Annotated in this window: 13 protein-coding genes; 5 read left to right on the plus strand and 8 right to left on the minus strand. The window is 58.2% G+C overall.

The window, feature by feature from the left end; translation table 11 throughout:
* Window positions 1-17 precede the first annotated feature (17 nt).
* The 3 genes from hydA to ACR0NW_RS01855 are packed head-to-tail and all read right to left on the minus strand — an operon-like array spanning window position 18 to window position 3,273.
* Window positions 18-1,472 carry a dihydropyrimidinase gene (gene hydA / locus ACR0NW_RS01845; RefSeq protein WP_480449153.1) on the minus strand — a complete coding sequence of 485 codons (1,455 nt, stop codon included), beginning with the start codon at window positions 1,470-1,472 and terminating at the stop codon, window positions 18-20.
* Window positions 1,469-2,026, minus strand: coding sequence for a hypothetical protein (locus ACR0NW_RS01850; RefSeq protein ID WP_480449151.1), 558 nt, complete (start codon window positions 2,024-2,026; stop codon window positions 1,469-1,471). Before ACR0NW_RS01850 ends, hydA begins: the two co-directional genes overlap by 4 nt.
* Window positions 2,023-3,273 carry a Zn-dependent hydrolase gene (locus ACR0NW_RS01855; protein WP_480449149.1) on the minus strand — a complete coding sequence of 417 codons (1,251 nt, stop codon included), beginning with the start codon at window positions 3,271-3,273 and terminating at the stop codon, window positions 2,023-2,025. The genes ACR0NW_RS01850 and ACR0NW_RS01855 overlap by 4 nt, the downstream gene beginning before the upstream one ends.
* Before the next feature lie 170 nt (window positions 3,274-3,443).
* Here ACR0NW_RS01855 and ACR0NW_RS01860 point away from each other — a divergent pair, with 170 nt between their 5' ends.
* On the plus strand, window positions 3,444-4,052 hold the full coding sequence (locus ACR0NW_RS01860; RefSeq protein WP_480449147.1) for a TetR family transcriptional regulator C-terminal domain-containing protein: 609 nt from the start codon (window positions 3,444-3,446) through the stop codon (window positions 4,050-4,052).
* Window positions 4,053-4,360: 308 nt separating this feature from the next.
* Here ACR0NW_RS01860 and preA read toward each other — a convergent pair whose 3' ends face one another.
* The 4 genes from preA to ACR0NW_RS01880 all read right to left on the minus strand — a co-directional run bounded on the left by preA (window position 4,361) and on the right by ACR0NW_RS01880 (window position 8,694).
* A complete protein-coding gene (gene preA, locus ACR0NW_RS01865) occupies window positions 4,361-5,665 on the minus strand; it encodes an NAD-dependent dihydropyrimidine dehydrogenase subunit PreA (protein ID WP_480449145.1) in 1,305 nt (434 codons plus the stop codon).
* 17 nt (window positions 5,666-5,682) lie between these two features.
* The gene (locus tag ACR0NW_RS01870) at window positions 5,683-6,519 is read right to left on the minus strand and encodes a methyltransferase domain-containing protein (protein ID WP_480449143.1); all 837 of its coding nucleotides are present in this window, start codon (window positions 6,517-6,519) and stop codon (window positions 5,683-5,685) included.
* A gap of 45 nt (window positions 6,520-6,564) precedes the next feature.
* Window positions 6,565-7,899 carry an NAD(P)-dependent oxidoreductase gene (locus tag ACR0NW_RS01875; protein WP_480449141.1) on the minus strand — a complete coding sequence of 445 codons (1,335 nt, stop codon included), beginning with the start codon at window positions 7,897-7,899 and terminating at the stop codon, window positions 6,565-6,567.
* 162 nt (window positions 7,900-8,061) lie between these two features.
* A complete protein-coding gene (locus ACR0NW_RS01880; RefSeq protein ID WP_480449139.1) occupies window positions 8,062-8,694 on the minus strand; it encodes a cupin domain-containing protein in 633 nt (210 codons plus the stop codon).
* A gap of 197 nt (window positions 8,695-8,891) precedes the next feature.
* On the opposite strand from ACR0NW_RS01880, the gene ACR0NW_RS01885 reads away from it, so the two are divergent.
* From ACR0NW_RS01885 to ACR0NW_RS01895, 3 genes are all read left to right on the plus strand, one after another.
* A complete protein-coding gene (locus ACR0NW_RS01885; RefSeq protein ID WP_480449137.1) occupies window positions 8,892-9,890 on the plus strand; it encodes a hypothetical protein in 999 nt (332 codons plus the stop codon).
* A 96-nt stretch (window positions 9,891-9,986) separates the two neighbouring features.
* Window positions 9,987-11,279 (plus strand): O-acetylhomoserine aminocarboxypropyltransferase/cysteine synthase family protein, encoded by a 1,293-nt coding sequence (locus ACR0NW_RS01890; protein ID WP_480449136.1) that lies wholly within the window; start codon window positions 9,987-9,989, stop codon window positions 11,277-11,279.
* 18 nt (window positions 11,280-11,297) lie between these two features.
* Complete coding sequence (locus tag ACR0NW_RS01895) at window positions 11,298-12,008, plus strand: GNAT family N-acetyltransferase (RefSeq protein ID WP_480449135.1); 711 nt, start codon at window positions 11,298-11,300, stop codon at window positions 12,006-12,008.
* 3 nt (window positions 12,009-12,011) lie between these two features.
* On the opposite strand, the gene ACR0NW_RS01900 is transcribed toward ACR0NW_RS01895, so the two are convergent.
* On the minus strand, window positions 12,012-12,707 hold the full coding sequence (locus tag ACR0NW_RS01900; protein ID WP_480449133.1) for an SIMPL domain-containing protein: 696 nt from the start codon (window positions 12,705-12,707) through the stop codon (window positions 12,012-12,014).
* Between the two features lie 163 nt (window positions 12,708-12,870).
* Here ACR0NW_RS01900 and ACR0NW_RS01905 point away from each other — a divergent pair, with 163 nt between their 5' ends.
* Window positions 12,871-15,048, plus strand: coding sequence for a hypothetical protein (locus ACR0NW_RS01905; RefSeq protein ID WP_480449132.1), 2,178 nt, complete (start codon window positions 12,871-12,873; stop codon window positions 15,046-15,048).
* Window positions 15,049-15,123 lie beyond the last annotated feature (75 nt).

Genomic DNA, 15,123 nt, shown 5'->3' on the forward strand with positions numbered 1-15,123 from the left:
CCGGCAGCTCCAGAGGTTTACACGCCGGTTGCCGGAATACCGCTCCGCTCGACCGGTCTGGGCGCAGTCAGCTCTTTCCAGGTGCTCAGCGCCTTGTTCACGGTTGTGTTCGCCTCACGCGCGACAAAGTTGCCGTGGCCTTCCTGTGTACGTATCTCACCATCATGAACGGCGACCTGTCCACGGGTCAGGGTAAAGCGCGGAAGGCCCTTGACCTCTTTGCCTTCAAACACGTTGTAGTCGATTGAAGATTGCTGCGTAGATGCCTGAATAGTTTTGGATTTCTCCGGGTCCCAGACAACCAGGTCCGCATCCGCTCCAACCAGAACCGCGCCCTTCTTGGGATAACAGTTCAGAACCTTGGCGATATTGGTCGAGGTCACGGCCACGAACTCATTCGGCGTCAGGCGCCCCGTGCTGACGCCATGCGTCCACAGCATCGGCATCCGGTCTTCCAGCCCACCGGTCCCGTTCGGGATCTTGGTGAAGTCGCCGACGCCATAGCGCTTTTGCTCGGTCGTAAAGGCGCAGTGATCGGTTGCCACAACCGACAGCGATCCGGATTGCAGCCCGGCCCACAGGCTGTCCTGATGCTTTTTGTCACGGAACGGCGGAGACATCACGCGCCGCGCCGCATGGTCCCAATCGGCGTTGAAATATTCGCTTTCATCCAGTGTCAGGTGCTGAATCAGCGGCTCGCCCCAGACCCGTTTTCCCTGCATCCGTGCCCGGCGAATGGCTTCGTGGCTTTCTTCGCAGGACGTATGCACCACATAGAGCGGCACACCCGCCATGTCAGCGATCATGATGGCCCGGTTTGTGGCCTCGCCCTCAACCTGTGGCGGTCGGGAATAGGCATGCGCCTCGGGGCCGGTATTTCCCTCGGCCAGCAGTTTGGCGGAAAGTTCGGCAACCACATCGCCGTTCTCGGCATGGACCATGGCGATCCCGCCAAGCTCGGCCAGACGCTGGAACGAGGCATACATCTCGTCATCATTCACCATCAGCGCGCCCTTATAGGCCATGAAGTGCTTGAAGGTGTTGATGCCACGCTGTTCGATCACGGTTTTCATGTCATCGAACACCTGCTCGCCCCACCAGGTCACCGCCATGTGGAACGAGTAGTCGCAATTGGCACGCGTCGATTTGTTGTCCCAGCGTTTCAGCGCGTCCAGCAGGCTTTCGCCCGGGTTGGGCAGCGCGAAATCGACCACCATTGTGGTTCCGCCGGACAGAGCAGCCCGCGTTCCGCTTTCGAAGTCATCACTGGAATATGTCCCCATAAACGGCATCTCCAGATGCGTATGCGGGTCGATGCCACCGGGCATGACGTAGCACCCGGTTGCATCCAGTTCCTTGTCGCCTTTCAAATCAGGACCGATTTCCGTGATTACGCCTGCTTCGATCTTTACGTCGGCCTTGTACGTCAGATCGGCAGTAACGATGGTTCCATTTTTGATCACTGTGGTCATGAGCTGGCTCCGTTCGGATTTGTTTTATTTATATGTTCTGTACCTTTAGCGGGCGTAGTTCTCGCTAAATCAAGTTTCAGCTGGGCGATTTCGACCGCAAGTTTTTCATTCTCCAGCTGGGACCTCTTGGAATCCCGGAGAAAAAGCATAACCGCAATCACTGTCGAACTGAGTGAACCAACCACGGCCGCAATGGCGCTAAACAGTTTGACCCATTCAGAGGCGTCCCCGATCGAGCCGGTTGGGAAGTCTGTCAGCAGCGCCATCGCCTCGAGAATGAGCACCTCCAACTCCTGAACGGCGGCCATCCGTTCTTCCGGCGTTTCGGCGTTCTGGGCCCGGTCGAACATCCCGAGGACGTTGTTCTCGACAAGGAACAACTCGATTAACAGCGTTTCTCGTTCCTGATAATATTCGACACTGAGATTAGCGTCTTCGATCTCTTGCTGCATTGATCGATACCGATCGACAAGAAAGTAAACAGCAAGCAGGCCCAGCAATATTGCAAAGCTGGCAAACAGGATTGACCCTTTTGAGAGGCGATCCGGTTTCACCCCACTATCTCCGCGGTTTCGACGACCGCGTGAAACAAAACATCAGCCCCGGCGGCCGCCCATTCCTTGCTTATTTCCTCGGCCTCGTTGTGGCTCAGGCCATCCACGCAGGGACACATCACCATCGCCGTCGGGGCAACACGGTTGATCCAGCAGGCATCATGCCCCGCGCCCGAAATGATGTCCGTATGCGAATAACCCAGCCTTTCCGCTGCATTACGTACTGCCGTGACGCAGTTTTCATCGAAATCGACCGGATCGAATCCGCCGACCTTTTCGAATTCAACGGACAGCCCCATTTCGTCGACGATGTCTTGGGCCGCAACGCGCAGGCGGGCCTCCATATCCTTGATCACCTCCAGATCGGGTGAGCGGAAATCGACAGTGAAAACCACCTTGCCCGGGATCACGTTACGCGAATTGGGAAAGACATCGATATGCCCTGCGGCTCCGACGGCGTGGGGAGCGTGGGACCAGGCGATCTCATCCACTTTTTCCAGCACCCGTGCCATCGCCAGACCCGCATTCTTGCGCATCGGCATCGGAGTCGATCCGGTATGGGCGTCCTTGCCGGTAATTGTCACCTGCGTCCAGCTTAGCCCCTGACCATGCGTGACGACGCCGATGTCCTTTTCCTCGGCCTCGAGAATGGGTCCCTGTTCGATGTGCAGCTCGAAAAACGCGTGCATCTTTCGGGCACCGACCTCTTCTTCGCCACGCCAGCCGATCCGTTGCAGTTCGTCACCGAATTTCTTTCCCTCGGCATCCTCGCGATCATAGGCCCAGTCCTGCGTATGCATCCCCGCAAACACACCCGAGGCCAACATCGCCGGGGCAAAGCGCGTCCCCTCTTCGTTGGTCCAGTTTGTCGCAACGATGGGATGTTTGGTCTTGATACCCAGATCGTTCAGGGTGCGAATGATCTCGAGCCCGCCAAGAACCCCCAAAACCCCATCATACTTTCCGCCCGTAGGCTGCGTATCCAGATGCGAGCCGACATACACAGGCAGCGCATCGGGATCGGTTCCCTCGCGCCGGGCAAACATGTTGCCCATCTGATCCAGCCCCATGGTACAGCCCGCATCCTCGCACCACTTCTGAAACAGGGCGCGTCCTTCGGCATCTTCGTCGGTCACGGTCTGGCGGTTGTTACCACCCGCGATACCCGGCCCGATCGTGGCCATCTCCATCAGACTGTCCCACAACCGGTCACCATTGATTCTGAGATTCTGCGCCGGAGCTGCCATGTGTTTTCCCCTGTTGCTTGCGAATTGGCTCGCTTTTGGTGTCGTGATTTGACCATCTGGTCAAACTCACGCTATCACGGGTTCAACATCAGTCAAGAAATTGCATGGCACAGCCGGAAATTTCGGCATAATTGCCCCCTGATTGGCAGAAAAAGAGACAACCGAAGAACATGCCCAAGGATCGCGCACCGACCCGCATTCAGAAAAAGAACCGCGCCGCCATTCTGGAGGCAGCATTGAATGTCTTTTCAGCACATGGATTTCGCGGGGCAACGGTGGATCAGATTGCAGCCGAATCCGGTTTGAGCAAACCCAACCTGCTGTACTACTTCCCATCGAAAGAGGCGATTCATACCGCTCTGCTGTCCGGCTTGCTGGACACATGGCTGGCACCGCTGCACGACCTGAACGAAAACGGCGATCCGCTTGAAGAAATCCTATCCTACACGCGCCGCAAGCTTGAGATGAGCCGTGAACTGCCGCGCGAAAGCCGGTTGTTTGCCAATGAGCTGGTTCAGGGCGCGCCGCGTATTCATCAGGCTCTTTCAGAGGATCTGAAAAGGCTTGTCGACGACAAGACCAAAATTCTGACGCGTTGGATGGATCAGGGTAAAATCGCGCGGGTTCACCCCTATCATCTGGTGTTTTCCATCTGGGCGCTGACCCAGCACTATGCCGATTTCGACGTTCAGGTGCGCGCAATTCTGGGCGAAGAAGACCCGTTTGAGGGGGCCGAACCCTTTATCGATACGGTGTATCGCAAACTTCTGGCGCCTTAAGAATCGCTTACCCACAATCAGGCAACTTTTGCGCATGCTTGTAACCAGCCTCAATCCTGAGCATGGATTGCCCAACTGTTTTCGACCAAATCGGCGCGACGGGGTGTCGTCGTGCGCCGGTCGGTGGCAAGGGTTGAACGTGAGGTCGGGTATGACTGCTTCAAATCAGAAAGAAAGCGGCGCGGATTTCATCTGATCCGCACCGCCTACCAGTACATCGTCACTTGCCACAACGGGCCGGTGGATTTTCTGTTCGGAGAAAATTCGCCGAGTTTCCCAATTGAGATTTCTCGACGAAAATTCTCTGCCTATTCTGCCGCCTTCGCCATCGGGTTGTTGGGATGGGTCGTCCAGTTGGCGTATTCTTCCTGAACAACTTTTCCCGTGCGCGGATCAACCTCGCCCGCAGCCATCGGCACCATCGAGATGCAGTTCTCGACCGGGCAGACATCGACACAAAGGTTACAGGCCACGCATTCTTCGTCTATCACCTCGAACACACGGTCGGGTGACATCGAAATGGCCTGATGGCTGGTATCTTCGCACGCCGCATAGCAACGGCCACATTTGATGCACTGATCCTGATCGATCTTGGCTTTGGCGACGTAATTCAGGTTCAGGTACTGCCAGTCGGTCACATTGGGAACAGCGCGGCCGACGATCTCGGAGACGTTCGTGTAGCCCTTTTCGTCCATCCATCTGGACAATCCAGCCGTCAGTTCGTCGATGATCTTGAATCCATAGGTCATCGCGGCGGTACACACCTGAACTGTCCCGCAGCCCAGCGACATGAATTCTGCCGCATCGCGCCATGTGGTGACCCCGCCGATGCCCGAAATCGGAAGCCCATGCGTTTCGGAGTTGCGGGCAATTTCCGAGACCATCGACAAAGCAATCGGTTTGACCGCCGGTCCGCAATAGCCACCGTGACTGCCCTTGCCATCAATCGACGGTTCGGGGCTGAAGGTATCCAGATCGACACTGGTGATCGAGTTGATCGTGTTGATCAACGAGACCGCATCAGCGCCACCGTTTCTGGCCGCCGTCGCCGGTTTGCGAATATCCGTGATGTTCGGCGTCAGCTTCACGATCACCGGCTTGTCGTAGTACTGCTTGCACCAGCGGGTGACCATTTCGATATATTCCGGCACCTGCCCCACGGCACTGCCCATTCCGCGCTCGCTCATCCCGTGGGGACAGCCGAAGTTCAGCTCGATCCCGTCGGCCCCGGTTTCGGCCACACGCGGCAGGATTGCTTTCCATGCCCCTTCTTCGCAAGGCACCATGATCGACGCGATCAGCGCCCGGTCGGGGTAATCCGCCTTGACCCGGGCCATTTCCTCAAGATTGACCTCAAGGGGGCGATCCGTGATCAGTTCGATGTTGTTGAGGCCAAGCAGGCGGCGGTCTGCACCATAAATCGCGCCATAGCGCGGCCCGTTCACGTTGACCACCGGCGGGCCTTCCTCACCCAGAGTTTTCCAGACCACCCCGCCCCATCCGGCCTCGAACGCGCGGCGCACGTTGTATTCCTTGTCCGTTGGCGGTGCTGATGCCAGCCAGAATGGGTTTGGGCTGGAAATTCCAAGAAAGTCTGTCGTCAGATTGGCCATGGGTCCTCCTTACCGGCTCAGCCGGATTTCCTGAATATCATCTCTGTCGGGCGAATGCGCCCGGCGTGTATGTTCTCGACGTAGTTGCCGAACTTTTCCGGTGCGGTTTCACCCATCATCAAGTGAATCCCCAAAGGCGGGGGGCCGCTTTCGGCAATGCGGGCAAAGGCCTCTTCGAAGAATGCGGTTGCGAATTCGGTCCGGTCGGTTTCCGCGATCAGATCCAGCCCTGCCGCAGCTGCCGCGTTCTTGTAGGTGTCAGGCGCGTCAACAAAGGACGTTTCCGGGGCAGTTGACCAAGGCAACGGAAACTTCAGCGCCTCGTCAACGCTGCCGCCCATCACATCGAACACCGCAAAGGTCCCCCCAGTGGCAAGCACCCTTGCAACCTCGGCAAACAGCCCTGCCTTGTCTTGGATGTTCATGCCGACATGCAGCATGACAGCCAGATCGAAACCGAAATCCGGCACCGGCATATCCAATGCGCTGCCGACCAGAAACGTCGTTTTGTGACCCAGCCCGACCAGATCACTCAACTCCGTGGCGGTTTCCACAAATTCCGGAGTCAGATCGATGCCGGTTACCGTCGAATCGTAGTGGTCCGCGACATATCGCGATGTACCGCCGATCCCGCACCCCACGTCCAGCACACGGGTGGCGTGATTTGGCGACAGTTGCGCGAACAGGTGGTCCGTCGCAGCAACGCCGCCGGTGTGGAATTCATCCCCGGCCTTCAGATCAGCCGCCGTGGCGGCATCGGGATCGACGCCGCTGGCTTGCAGCGCCTCTCTTACTCTTTGGGTCAGGGCACCGGTCGAATAGTGGCGCGCAACTGCGTTTTCGATCGTGGACATTTGCAATACCTCAGCGACAAAAATGGGGTGGAATACCCCAATCTATCACGAAATCAGCGTCGCATGGATGTCCATTGCAGCATCCCGCCCTTCAGCGACGGCTGTCACGGTCAGGTCGTCACCGCCTGACGCGCAATCGCCACCGGCCCAGACGCCATCCATCGAGGTTCGCCCCGGCCCGGTTACAGCGATCTTGTTGCCGTCCAGCGTCAGACCGTCCGGCGCGCCCTCCAGGGTCTGGCCGATAGCCTTGAGAACCTGATCGGCGCGCACCCGCGTGGTTTCGCCGGTTCCCGACAGCTTGCCGTCGACGGTTGCGGTATACTCCAGCTCGATCTCAGCCGCAGTGCCGTTGCCGTGAACTGCAACGGGTTGCACGTTGCACATGATCTTGACGCCATTGGCTGCGGCGAGATCCTGTTCATAGCGGCTGGCACCCATTGCGTCGCGGTCGCGGCGATAGGCGATGGTTACGTTTTCCGCGCCCAAAAGCTTCGATTTCACTGCTGCGTCCACCGCAGTCATGCCACCGCCGATGATCACGACATTGCGCCCTACCGGCAGGTTTGCCAGATCGTCCGCCTGCCGCACTTCGGCAATGAAATCAACCGCGTGATGCACGCCGTCCTTGTCCGCTCCTTCGGCACGCAGCGCATTTACGCCTGCCAGACCGATGGACAAAAACACCGCGTCATACGCATCCTGCAGCCCGTCCAAAGAAATCGTATCGCCAAGCGATGACCCGGTTTCGATCGCGATGCCGCCGATCTGCAGCAGCCAATCGACCTCGGCCTGGGCAAAGTTGTTCGTCGCCTTGTAGGCGGCAATGCCGTATTCGTTCAGCCCGCCGGGTTTCGGCCGGGATTCGTGGATAACCACATCATGGCCAAACATCGCCAAACGGTGCGCACAGGCCAAACCCGCCGGCCCTGCCCCGACAACCGCAACTGTTTTGCCGGTAGGGGCTGCGCGGTCAAACGGGTGTTCGCCCGCTGTCATCACGCTATCGGTTGCAAATCGCTGAAGCCGGCCAATCTCGACCGGTTTGCCTTCGGCGGTTTCGCGAACGCAGGCTTCCTCGCAGAGCGTTTCCGTAGGACAGACCCGGGCGCACATGCCGCCCAAGATGTTCTGATCCAGAATGGTCTTGCCCGCCGCTTCGGGCTGTCCCGCCTGAATCTGTCGGATGAACACCGGAATATCGATGTCCGTCGGACACGCCGTGACACATGGCGCGTCATAGCAGAAATAACACCGATCAGCAGCCACTGCCGCCTCGTGCGGCGCAAATGGCGGATGCAGATCCGCGAAATTCGAGGTCAGCTCATCGCTGGAAAGCCGCCCGGCCACGACGCCGGGAGCCATCTGGCCCTGTGCCATCACTCTACTCCCTGTAGATATGTTTGTTATGACCCCAGCTTGCCACAAACAAAAATTTTATCAATTGGTAAAATTTGCCAAATGGTCAAAAAATGCAAAATCCGGGCCGCGAGACCCGGATTTGGCGGATTATTGCTAGAAATTTATGCAGGTCTGAGGAAATCAGACCATTTCTTTCAGATGATCCAGTTTCATCCAGACTCTGGCGCCCTCAGGTCCGGCGGAGGCATTCAACGATGATCCGGGCGGCAGGCGCAGCCAGTCCCATCCCCCGAACTCTTCACCCGACTCGACAAAACTACCGTCAACGACAAAGATCTCGGCTCCGCCCGGCAGGTCGTGGGAAACCTGTTCACCCGCGGCCCAGGTGCGAACCTGCACATCCTCGCGCTGATCCTTGAACAACTGGGTCTCCTGACCCTGACCGATTGACTTGCGAACCTCGGTCCGGTCCTCAGGGTCAAACTGATGAAGCTTCACCAGAATGGTCGCTCCTTCCTGCGCGGAAGGCGTGTGCGAGGTTGTCGGAGGGTTGCGGACATAACTGCCAACAGGGAAATCCCCGGTTTCATCCTGAAACACACCGTCGAGAACCAGAAATTCTTCGCCACCGTCATGGGTGTGGGCCGCAAAGGCGCTTCCGGGCGCAAAGCGCACAATCGTCGTGGCGCGCGCCACTTCGTCGCCGATCCGGTCCAGCATCTTGCGTTCGACCCCGGCTGCGGGGGACTGAACCCAATCGGCCTCGTTGAAATGCACCGCTACTCGTTTCGTGAAGTCAGCATTGATAAGCATCCGCGTTCTCCTGATCAGAGTGTTTCCGTAGAATTGGCCCCTGCCCCGCGAATTGCAAACAGGTTCACGAAAACGTGGGGTTCCTGACTGAACGGTGGCTGCCGGTCAGCGCAGAGATTTTGACTGCATTCACCGCTTGATGTAGGCCGGTCCTTACAAAGAAACGTCGAACCCCGGTTTGGTCGAGAAAGAGAAAAATGCAGCAGGCGGACCACCCCAAATTCAACATCGTCATTATTGGTCAGAACAATCGTCTGCAATACGAGGCCATATTGTTCGCAGCTTCGCTGCGGCACAATTCGCCCGGCTTTGACGGAAAGCTGTTTGTCGCAGTTCCGCAGCCTGGACCGAAATGGAAACAGGATCCTCGCATACAGAACGAAGATGTCCTCAGGGCGCTGAAACAGCTTGGCGCGGAAATTCTGCCGTTCGAGAGCAATGTATTTGGCGAAAGCTATCCATACGGCAACAAGATCGAGGCGCTGCTGGCCCTGCCCGAAGGGGAGCCCTTTGTATTTTTTGACACCGATACGCTGATCACCGGCGACCTGACCAGTGTTCCGTTTGATTTCGATCGCCCCGGCGCGTCGCTGAAGGTCGAGGGGACGTGGCCCAAACCCACCCTTTACGGCCCCGGTTATGACGGCATCTGGCGCGCTCTGTACCAGCGGTTCGATCTGGATTTCGAAAGTTCTCTGGATACCAGCCAGCCACATGATTACTGGCGGAGATATCTGTATTTCAACGCGGGTTTCTTCTTTTATTCCTGCCCGCGCCGGTTCGGAGAGCGTTTCCTGCAGTTCGCCAAGACCATCCGCGACGAGAACCTGCCGGAACTTACCGCGCAAAGTCTTGATCCATGGCTGGACCAGGTTGCCCTGCCCCTGGTCATCCATTCATTCGGTGGCGGGCGCGATGCCCTGCCCCGTGGGTTGCTTGATGGTTCTGTCAGCTGCCACTACCGGTTGTTCCCATTGCTTTATGCGCGGGAAAGCGACCGGGTTGTCGAAGTGCTGGAAACGGTTGCAGCCCCCAACAAATTCAAAAAAGTGTTGAAGAACTATGAGCCCCTGAAAAAACTGGTCTTTCAGGGCAAGGGGGCCCGGGTCCGGGCCTTGTTCGACCGCGAGAACCTGCCTCAGCGCGAGCAGGTCATTCGAAACAAGATCAAATCCAACGGGCTTTGGCTGCGGTGATCCGGCCTTGGCAACGTGCGGCGACCATGTCGTTGTGTGTAAGCGGTTGATGCCCTACAGATTTTGACAAACATATTCCAAAGGGAGACTTTCGAAATGTCCAATGGCCCTACTTATGGCTTTGACACGCTGCAAATTCATGCGGGCGCGCGCCCTGATCCCGCGACCGGCGCGCGGCAGACACCGATTTACCAGACCACCGCATATGTGTTCCGCGATGCCGATCACGCAGCGGCGCTGTTTAACCTGCAGGAAGTGGGCTATATCTATTCACGCCTGACGAACCCGACAGTGGCGGTGTTGCAGGAACGTGTTGCAACGCTGGAAGGCGGCGTTGGGGCCGTGTGCTGTTCATCAGGCCATGCGGCACAGATCATGGCGCTGTTCCCGCTGATGGGGCCGGGTTGCAACGTGATCGCCTCGACCCGTCTGTATGGCGGCACGGTCACGCAGTTCAGCCAGACCATCAAACGCTTTGGCTGGTCGGCCAAGTTTGTGGACACCGACGATCTTGAGGCCGTCAAGGCCGCCATCGACGAAAATACCCGCGCCGTTTTCTGCGAATCCATTGCCAACCCCGGCGGCTATGTCACCGACATCCGCGCATTGGCCGATGTCGCGGACGAGGCGGGTGTGCCGCTGATCGTGGACAACACCTCGGCCACGCCATACCTTTGCCGCCCCATCGACCAAGGTGCGTCATTGGTCGTGCATTCGACGACAAAATACCTGACCGGCAACGGTACCGTGACCGGCGGTTGCATTGTGGATTCGGGTAAATTCGACTGGTCCGCCAGCGACAAGTTCCCGTCACTCAGCGCGGCGGAACCTGCCTATCACGGCCTGAAATTCCACGAAACCTTCGGGCCACTGGCCTTTACTTTCCACAGCATTGCGGTTGGTCTGCGCGACCTTGGCATGACGATGAACCCGCAGGCGGCGCATTACACCCTGATGGGCATTGAAACGCTGAGCCTTCGGATGCAGCGCCATGTGGAAAACGCCGAGAAGATCGCAACGTGGCTGGAGGCCGACGATCGCGTGGAATACGTAACCTATGCCGGCCTGCCTTCGTCGCCTTATCATGAGCGGGTGCAGCAGCATTATCCCAAGGGCGCGGGTGCGCTGTTCACCTTTGCCATAAAAGGCGGGTACGAGGCCTGTGTGAAGCTGGTGAACGCGCTGGAGATTTTCAGCCATGTGGCGAACCTGGGTGATGCGCGATCGCTGATCATCCATTCGGCTTCGACCACGCATCGGCAACTGACAGCGGAACAGCAGGAGGCGGCAGGCGCCAGCCCGAATGTGGTTCGGGTCTCTATCGGGATCGAGGATGCGGATGATCTGATCGCCGATCTGGATCAAGCTCTGGCCAAAGCCTGCACCTGACACAAAGTGAGCGGCATCATGTCTGAACATAAGATCAACGATCTGGGCCAACCTATCGGGGCGCCGGTAAAGGGGGACTTTCCGCGCCCCCTGCCCCCGCGCAGTGCGATGCAGGGGCGGTACTGTTCGGTGGTGCCGCTTGACGAAACCCTGCACGCGCCCGGCCTGTTCCGGGCGTTTGCACAGGATATGGACGGTCGGAACTGGACCTACCTGCCGTACGGCCCATTTGACTCGGAAAACGCGTTTGCCGAGTGGCTGAAAGCGAGTTGCACAGGCCCGGACCCGTTGTTTCATACCGTTCTTGATGCAGATGGAATCCCTGTTGGCATTGCATCGTATCTGCGGATTGAGCCATCAGCAGGCTCGATTGAAGTCGGCCATATTCATTTTTCGCCGCTATTGCAGCGAAAGCCATCTTCGACAGAAACCATGTATCTGATGATGCGGCGTGTGTTCGATGAACTGGGCTATCGCCGATACGAATGGAAATGCGACGCGTTGAATGCCCCATCGCGTCAGGCAGCCGAACGTCTTGGGTTTACATTCGAAGGCGTTTTCCGGCAGGCGACACATTACAAAGGACGCAATCGGGATACGGCATGGTTCGCCATCATCGACACGGATTGGCCACGCATACGCGACGCATTTGAAGCCTGGCTTTCACCGGACAATTTTGATGCGACGGGCCAGCAACGTGAATCCCTGATGGCCCGCCAGACGGATTGAGCGTTACTCGGCGATTTCGAATACCATTGATACGTTCGCCTGAACCGAAATCTCACCTCCGGCGACGGGAATGCCGCCCGCATCCGCGGCCGCAAACTCGGCCACGCGCATCAACGGCCGCGGGCCGCCACCACCCACGGTGATCGAGACGACCTGGCCCAGCTCAACCCCTGCAGCCTCCGCCAGTTGTCCAGCCTTTTCCCTAGCATCCGCGACAGCGTCTGCACGCGCCTTGGCCGCAAGCGGTTTGGGATCCTGAACGCTGAAGCTCAGCCCGCCAAAGTCATTTGCGCCCCCTTCGATCACGGCGTCGAGGATCGGCCCCAGATTGGACAGGTCCCGCACCCGGACAAATACGCGGTTCGAGGCGACGAATCCCGTAATCTTTTGACGGTCGCCGTTCTGGATGTCGCGCCCGCCCCAAAGTGGCGACAATGACAAATCGCGGGTCTGGATGTCGCGCGCCTCAAGCCCTGCCTGTTCCAGCCGGGACAGAATCTGAGCAACCGCCTCAGAGGTTGCCTGCATGGCTGCGGCGGCCTCGGTGTTTTCGTTTGTGACGCCAAGCGTGATGGTCGCCATGTCCGGTGCGGCCTCGGCCGTGCCTGTGCCGTCAACAATGATGCGACGTTCTTGCGCATTGGCCATTCCAGCTGCAGTAACGGCAAGCATCATCACGAGAAAAGCAATGTTCTTCAATGTGATCTCTCCTGTTGTTGTACCTAATAGATGGGTTGGCAAGCCTTCGCCGCACAAGGGGAGAATTCGGCTTTTTCTTTCCCTCGGCGATATCCTGCTTTAATCTCGCCGCGTGAACGCCGGGGCGTTTGCGCAAGACTGACAATTACGGTTCCGCCAGATTATGAAGCCTGCCTTTACGCTGTCTTTTTCCGTTGAAGGAATTTCGCTGCTGCACCATGCGGACGGCGAATGGTACAGTGTTGGTTCCGTTTCGCTGGACACGCCTGATCTGAAGGCGGCGTTCGAAGATCTGCGCGCAAAGGCCTTTGCCCTTGAAAACGATCTGAGTTGCAGGGTTGTGCTGCCTGATCCGCAAATCCGGTATCTGACGGTTGAGACAGAAGATCTTGACGACGCAGAGCGGATAGCGCGGATTGAGGAAGTCCTTGGCGAGGCAACGCCCTATGCATTGTCGGACCTTGCGTATGACACTGAAGCCTCAGGGACCACGACCTATGTAGCCGCCGTCGCCAAGGAGACGCTGGCCGAGGCCGGAACTTTTACAACCGAGCACGGTTTCAGGCCGGTATTGTTTTCGGCTGAACCTGCGGACGGTGAGTTCCCCCGGATACCGGATTTTCAGGAAGCACCTGAGATCACCGTCGCAGTTGCACCCGAACCGGAAAGCCCAGCGCCCGAGGTGAGCGTCGCAATTGAGCCCGAACCGGAAAATCCTGCACCTGAGGAGAGCGAGGTCGAAGAACCCGCCGCCGAGGCTGCTTTGGAGGAACAACCGGATACGGAGCCCGCGGACCCGCCGTCTGATTCTGAAGAGGCCAGCTTTTCCTCATGCCGCCGTCCTACTTTGGACGACACCGAGGAAGAAACAGATGCACTGCCCGAAGCCGAAGCTGCCGAAGCAGACAGTGAAGAAAAGCAGTCAGTCGTAGAAAGCGATGCGGACTTGCCGCCTGCAACCCCCGTTCATCCGATTGCCGAACCTGCTGTCCCAGCAAATTTCAATGCCCTGCCGAACGTGGGTAAGGGGGCAATGGATGAAACAGAGCGCCTGACAATCTTTGGCGCGCGGGGCCGCAAAAAATCCCGTATCGGGATCACGGCTCCTGTGGCTGCATCGGTCGTTTTGGCCTGCATTGTAATTGGCGGATGGGCCTTGTGGCCGCAGGGGGATGAAGCGGCAGAGTTACCGCAGCCAGAAACGCGGACAGCGTTTGTCGATTCTGCCCAGCCTGAGAACGATGTTGGCAACGCGTCAGACGACGTTCCGCAGGACCCACCTGAAACGGCTAAGGACCCAGACCAACCTGTCGACCCCAATACAACGGATACGGCTATCCTGGACGCACTTGAGGTCGAACCGACACCCGTTGACACGGTGCAACGTGATCCTGTGGCGGAACAGGCGCAACTGGAGGCTACCGGCGTATCGCCCGAACCTCCGCAAGCTCTGCTGGAAAGGGCGTTGGAACCTGCGGACGATCTATATCTCGCGTCAATCGATCGATCTGATTTGTCACAAGATGCGCTTGCCCTGCCCGGCGCGCAAAGTTTTGACACCGATTTTCCGGTTGAGCAGGCCGGACTGCCGACTGCTGCCGGAACCCAGTTCGAACTGGATGATCGGGGTCTGGTTACCGCAACCGAGGATGGCACGCTCAATCCTGATGGGGTGATCGTGTATCTGGGAAGACCTGCCCGTGTCCCGCCGGACGTGCCAGTTCGGTTTGAAGAAGAGCCGGTGGTGGATGAAGCGCAGGAACGTCTTGCCGGTCTTCGCCCGGCACCGCGCCCCGATGATCTGGTCGAAAGCTTTGAACGGCAGCAACTTGGCGGGCGCTCGCTTGAAGAACTTGCTGGCGTTCGCCCAAAGTTGCGCCCGGAATCGCTGCAGGTAGAACCACAGGTCGACGAAACGCCAACGGCTTTGGCCGTTGTGCTGGTGCCCCGCCCGAAATTGCGGCCTGTCACCGCCGCGCCTGCGGTTGAACGGCCAAAAGCGAACAGCGATGGGTCGCTTGGCTCAACAGCGGCAGTAAGCGGCGGAACTGAGGCCGGTACCTTCACGCCCAAATCGGTTTCGCCCAAAATACCAAGCTCGGCTTCGGTCGCGCGTCAGGCCACATTGGACAACGCCATCAACCTGCGCCGCGTCAATCTGATCGGGGTCTACGGAACCCCTTCCAATCGGCGGGCGCTGATCCGTCTTCCAAGCGGCCGCTACAAAAAGGTCAAAATCGGAGACCGTCTTGACGGTGGCCGGGTACTTGCAATCGGCGACAGCCAGTTGGTCTATCAAAAAAGCAGCCGGAACGTGACCTTGACCATGCCGAACAGCTGATCCGGGGCAACGGCTGACAAAAGGCGCGCGGACGTAAGCCTGAGACAGCTTAATGTCCGCACACCGACTGAGTAA

The sequence above is a fragment of the Ruegeria sp. CF5 genome (assembly GCF_056537325.1).

Bases quoted from the DNA above. Each gene is read 5' to 3' on its own strand.
- ACR0NW_RS01895 (WP_480449135.1), top strand. From the start codon at position 11,298: ATGTCTGAACATAAGATCAACGATCTGGGCCAACCTATCGGGGCGCCG.
- hydA (WP_480449153.1), bottom strand. From the start codon at position 1,472: ATGACCACAGTGATCAAAAATGGAACCATCGTTACTGCCGATCTGACG.
- ACR0NW_RS01885 (WP_480449137.1), top strand. From the start codon at position 8,892: ATGCAGCAGGCGGACCACCCCAAATTCAACATCGTCATTATTGGTCAG.
- ACR0NW_RS01890 (WP_480449136.1), top strand. From the start codon at position 9,987: ATGTCCAATGGCCCTACTTATGGCTTTGACACGCTGCAAATTCATGCG.
- ACR0NW_RS01860 (WP_480449147.1), top strand. From the start codon at position 3,444: ATGCCCAAGGATCGCGCACCGACCCGCATTCAGAAAAAGAACCGCGCC.
- ACR0NW_RS01870 (WP_480449143.1), bottom strand. From the start codon at position 6,519: ATGTCCACGATCGAAAACGCAGTTGCGCGCCACTATTCGACCGGTGCC.
- ACR0NW_RS01855 (WP_480449149.1), bottom strand. From the start codon at position 3,273: ATGGCAGCTCCGGCGCAGAATCTCAGAATCAATGGTGACCGGTTGTGG.
- ACR0NW_RS01905 (WP_480449132.1), top strand. From the start codon at position 12,871: ATGAAGCCTGCCTTTACGCTGTCTTTTTCCGTTGAAGGAATTTCGCTG.
- ACR0NW_RS01875 (WP_480449141.1), bottom strand. From the start codon at position 7,899: ATGGCACAGGGCCAGATGGCTCCCGGCGTCGTGGCCGGGCGGCTTTCC.
- ACR0NW_RS01880 (WP_480449139.1), bottom strand. From the start codon at position 8,694: ATGCTTATCAATGCTGACTTCACGAAACGAGTAGCGGTGCATTTCAAC.
- preA (WP_480449145.1), bottom strand. From the start codon at position 5,665: ATGGCCAATCTGACGACAGACTTTCTTGGAATTTCCAGCCCAAACCCA.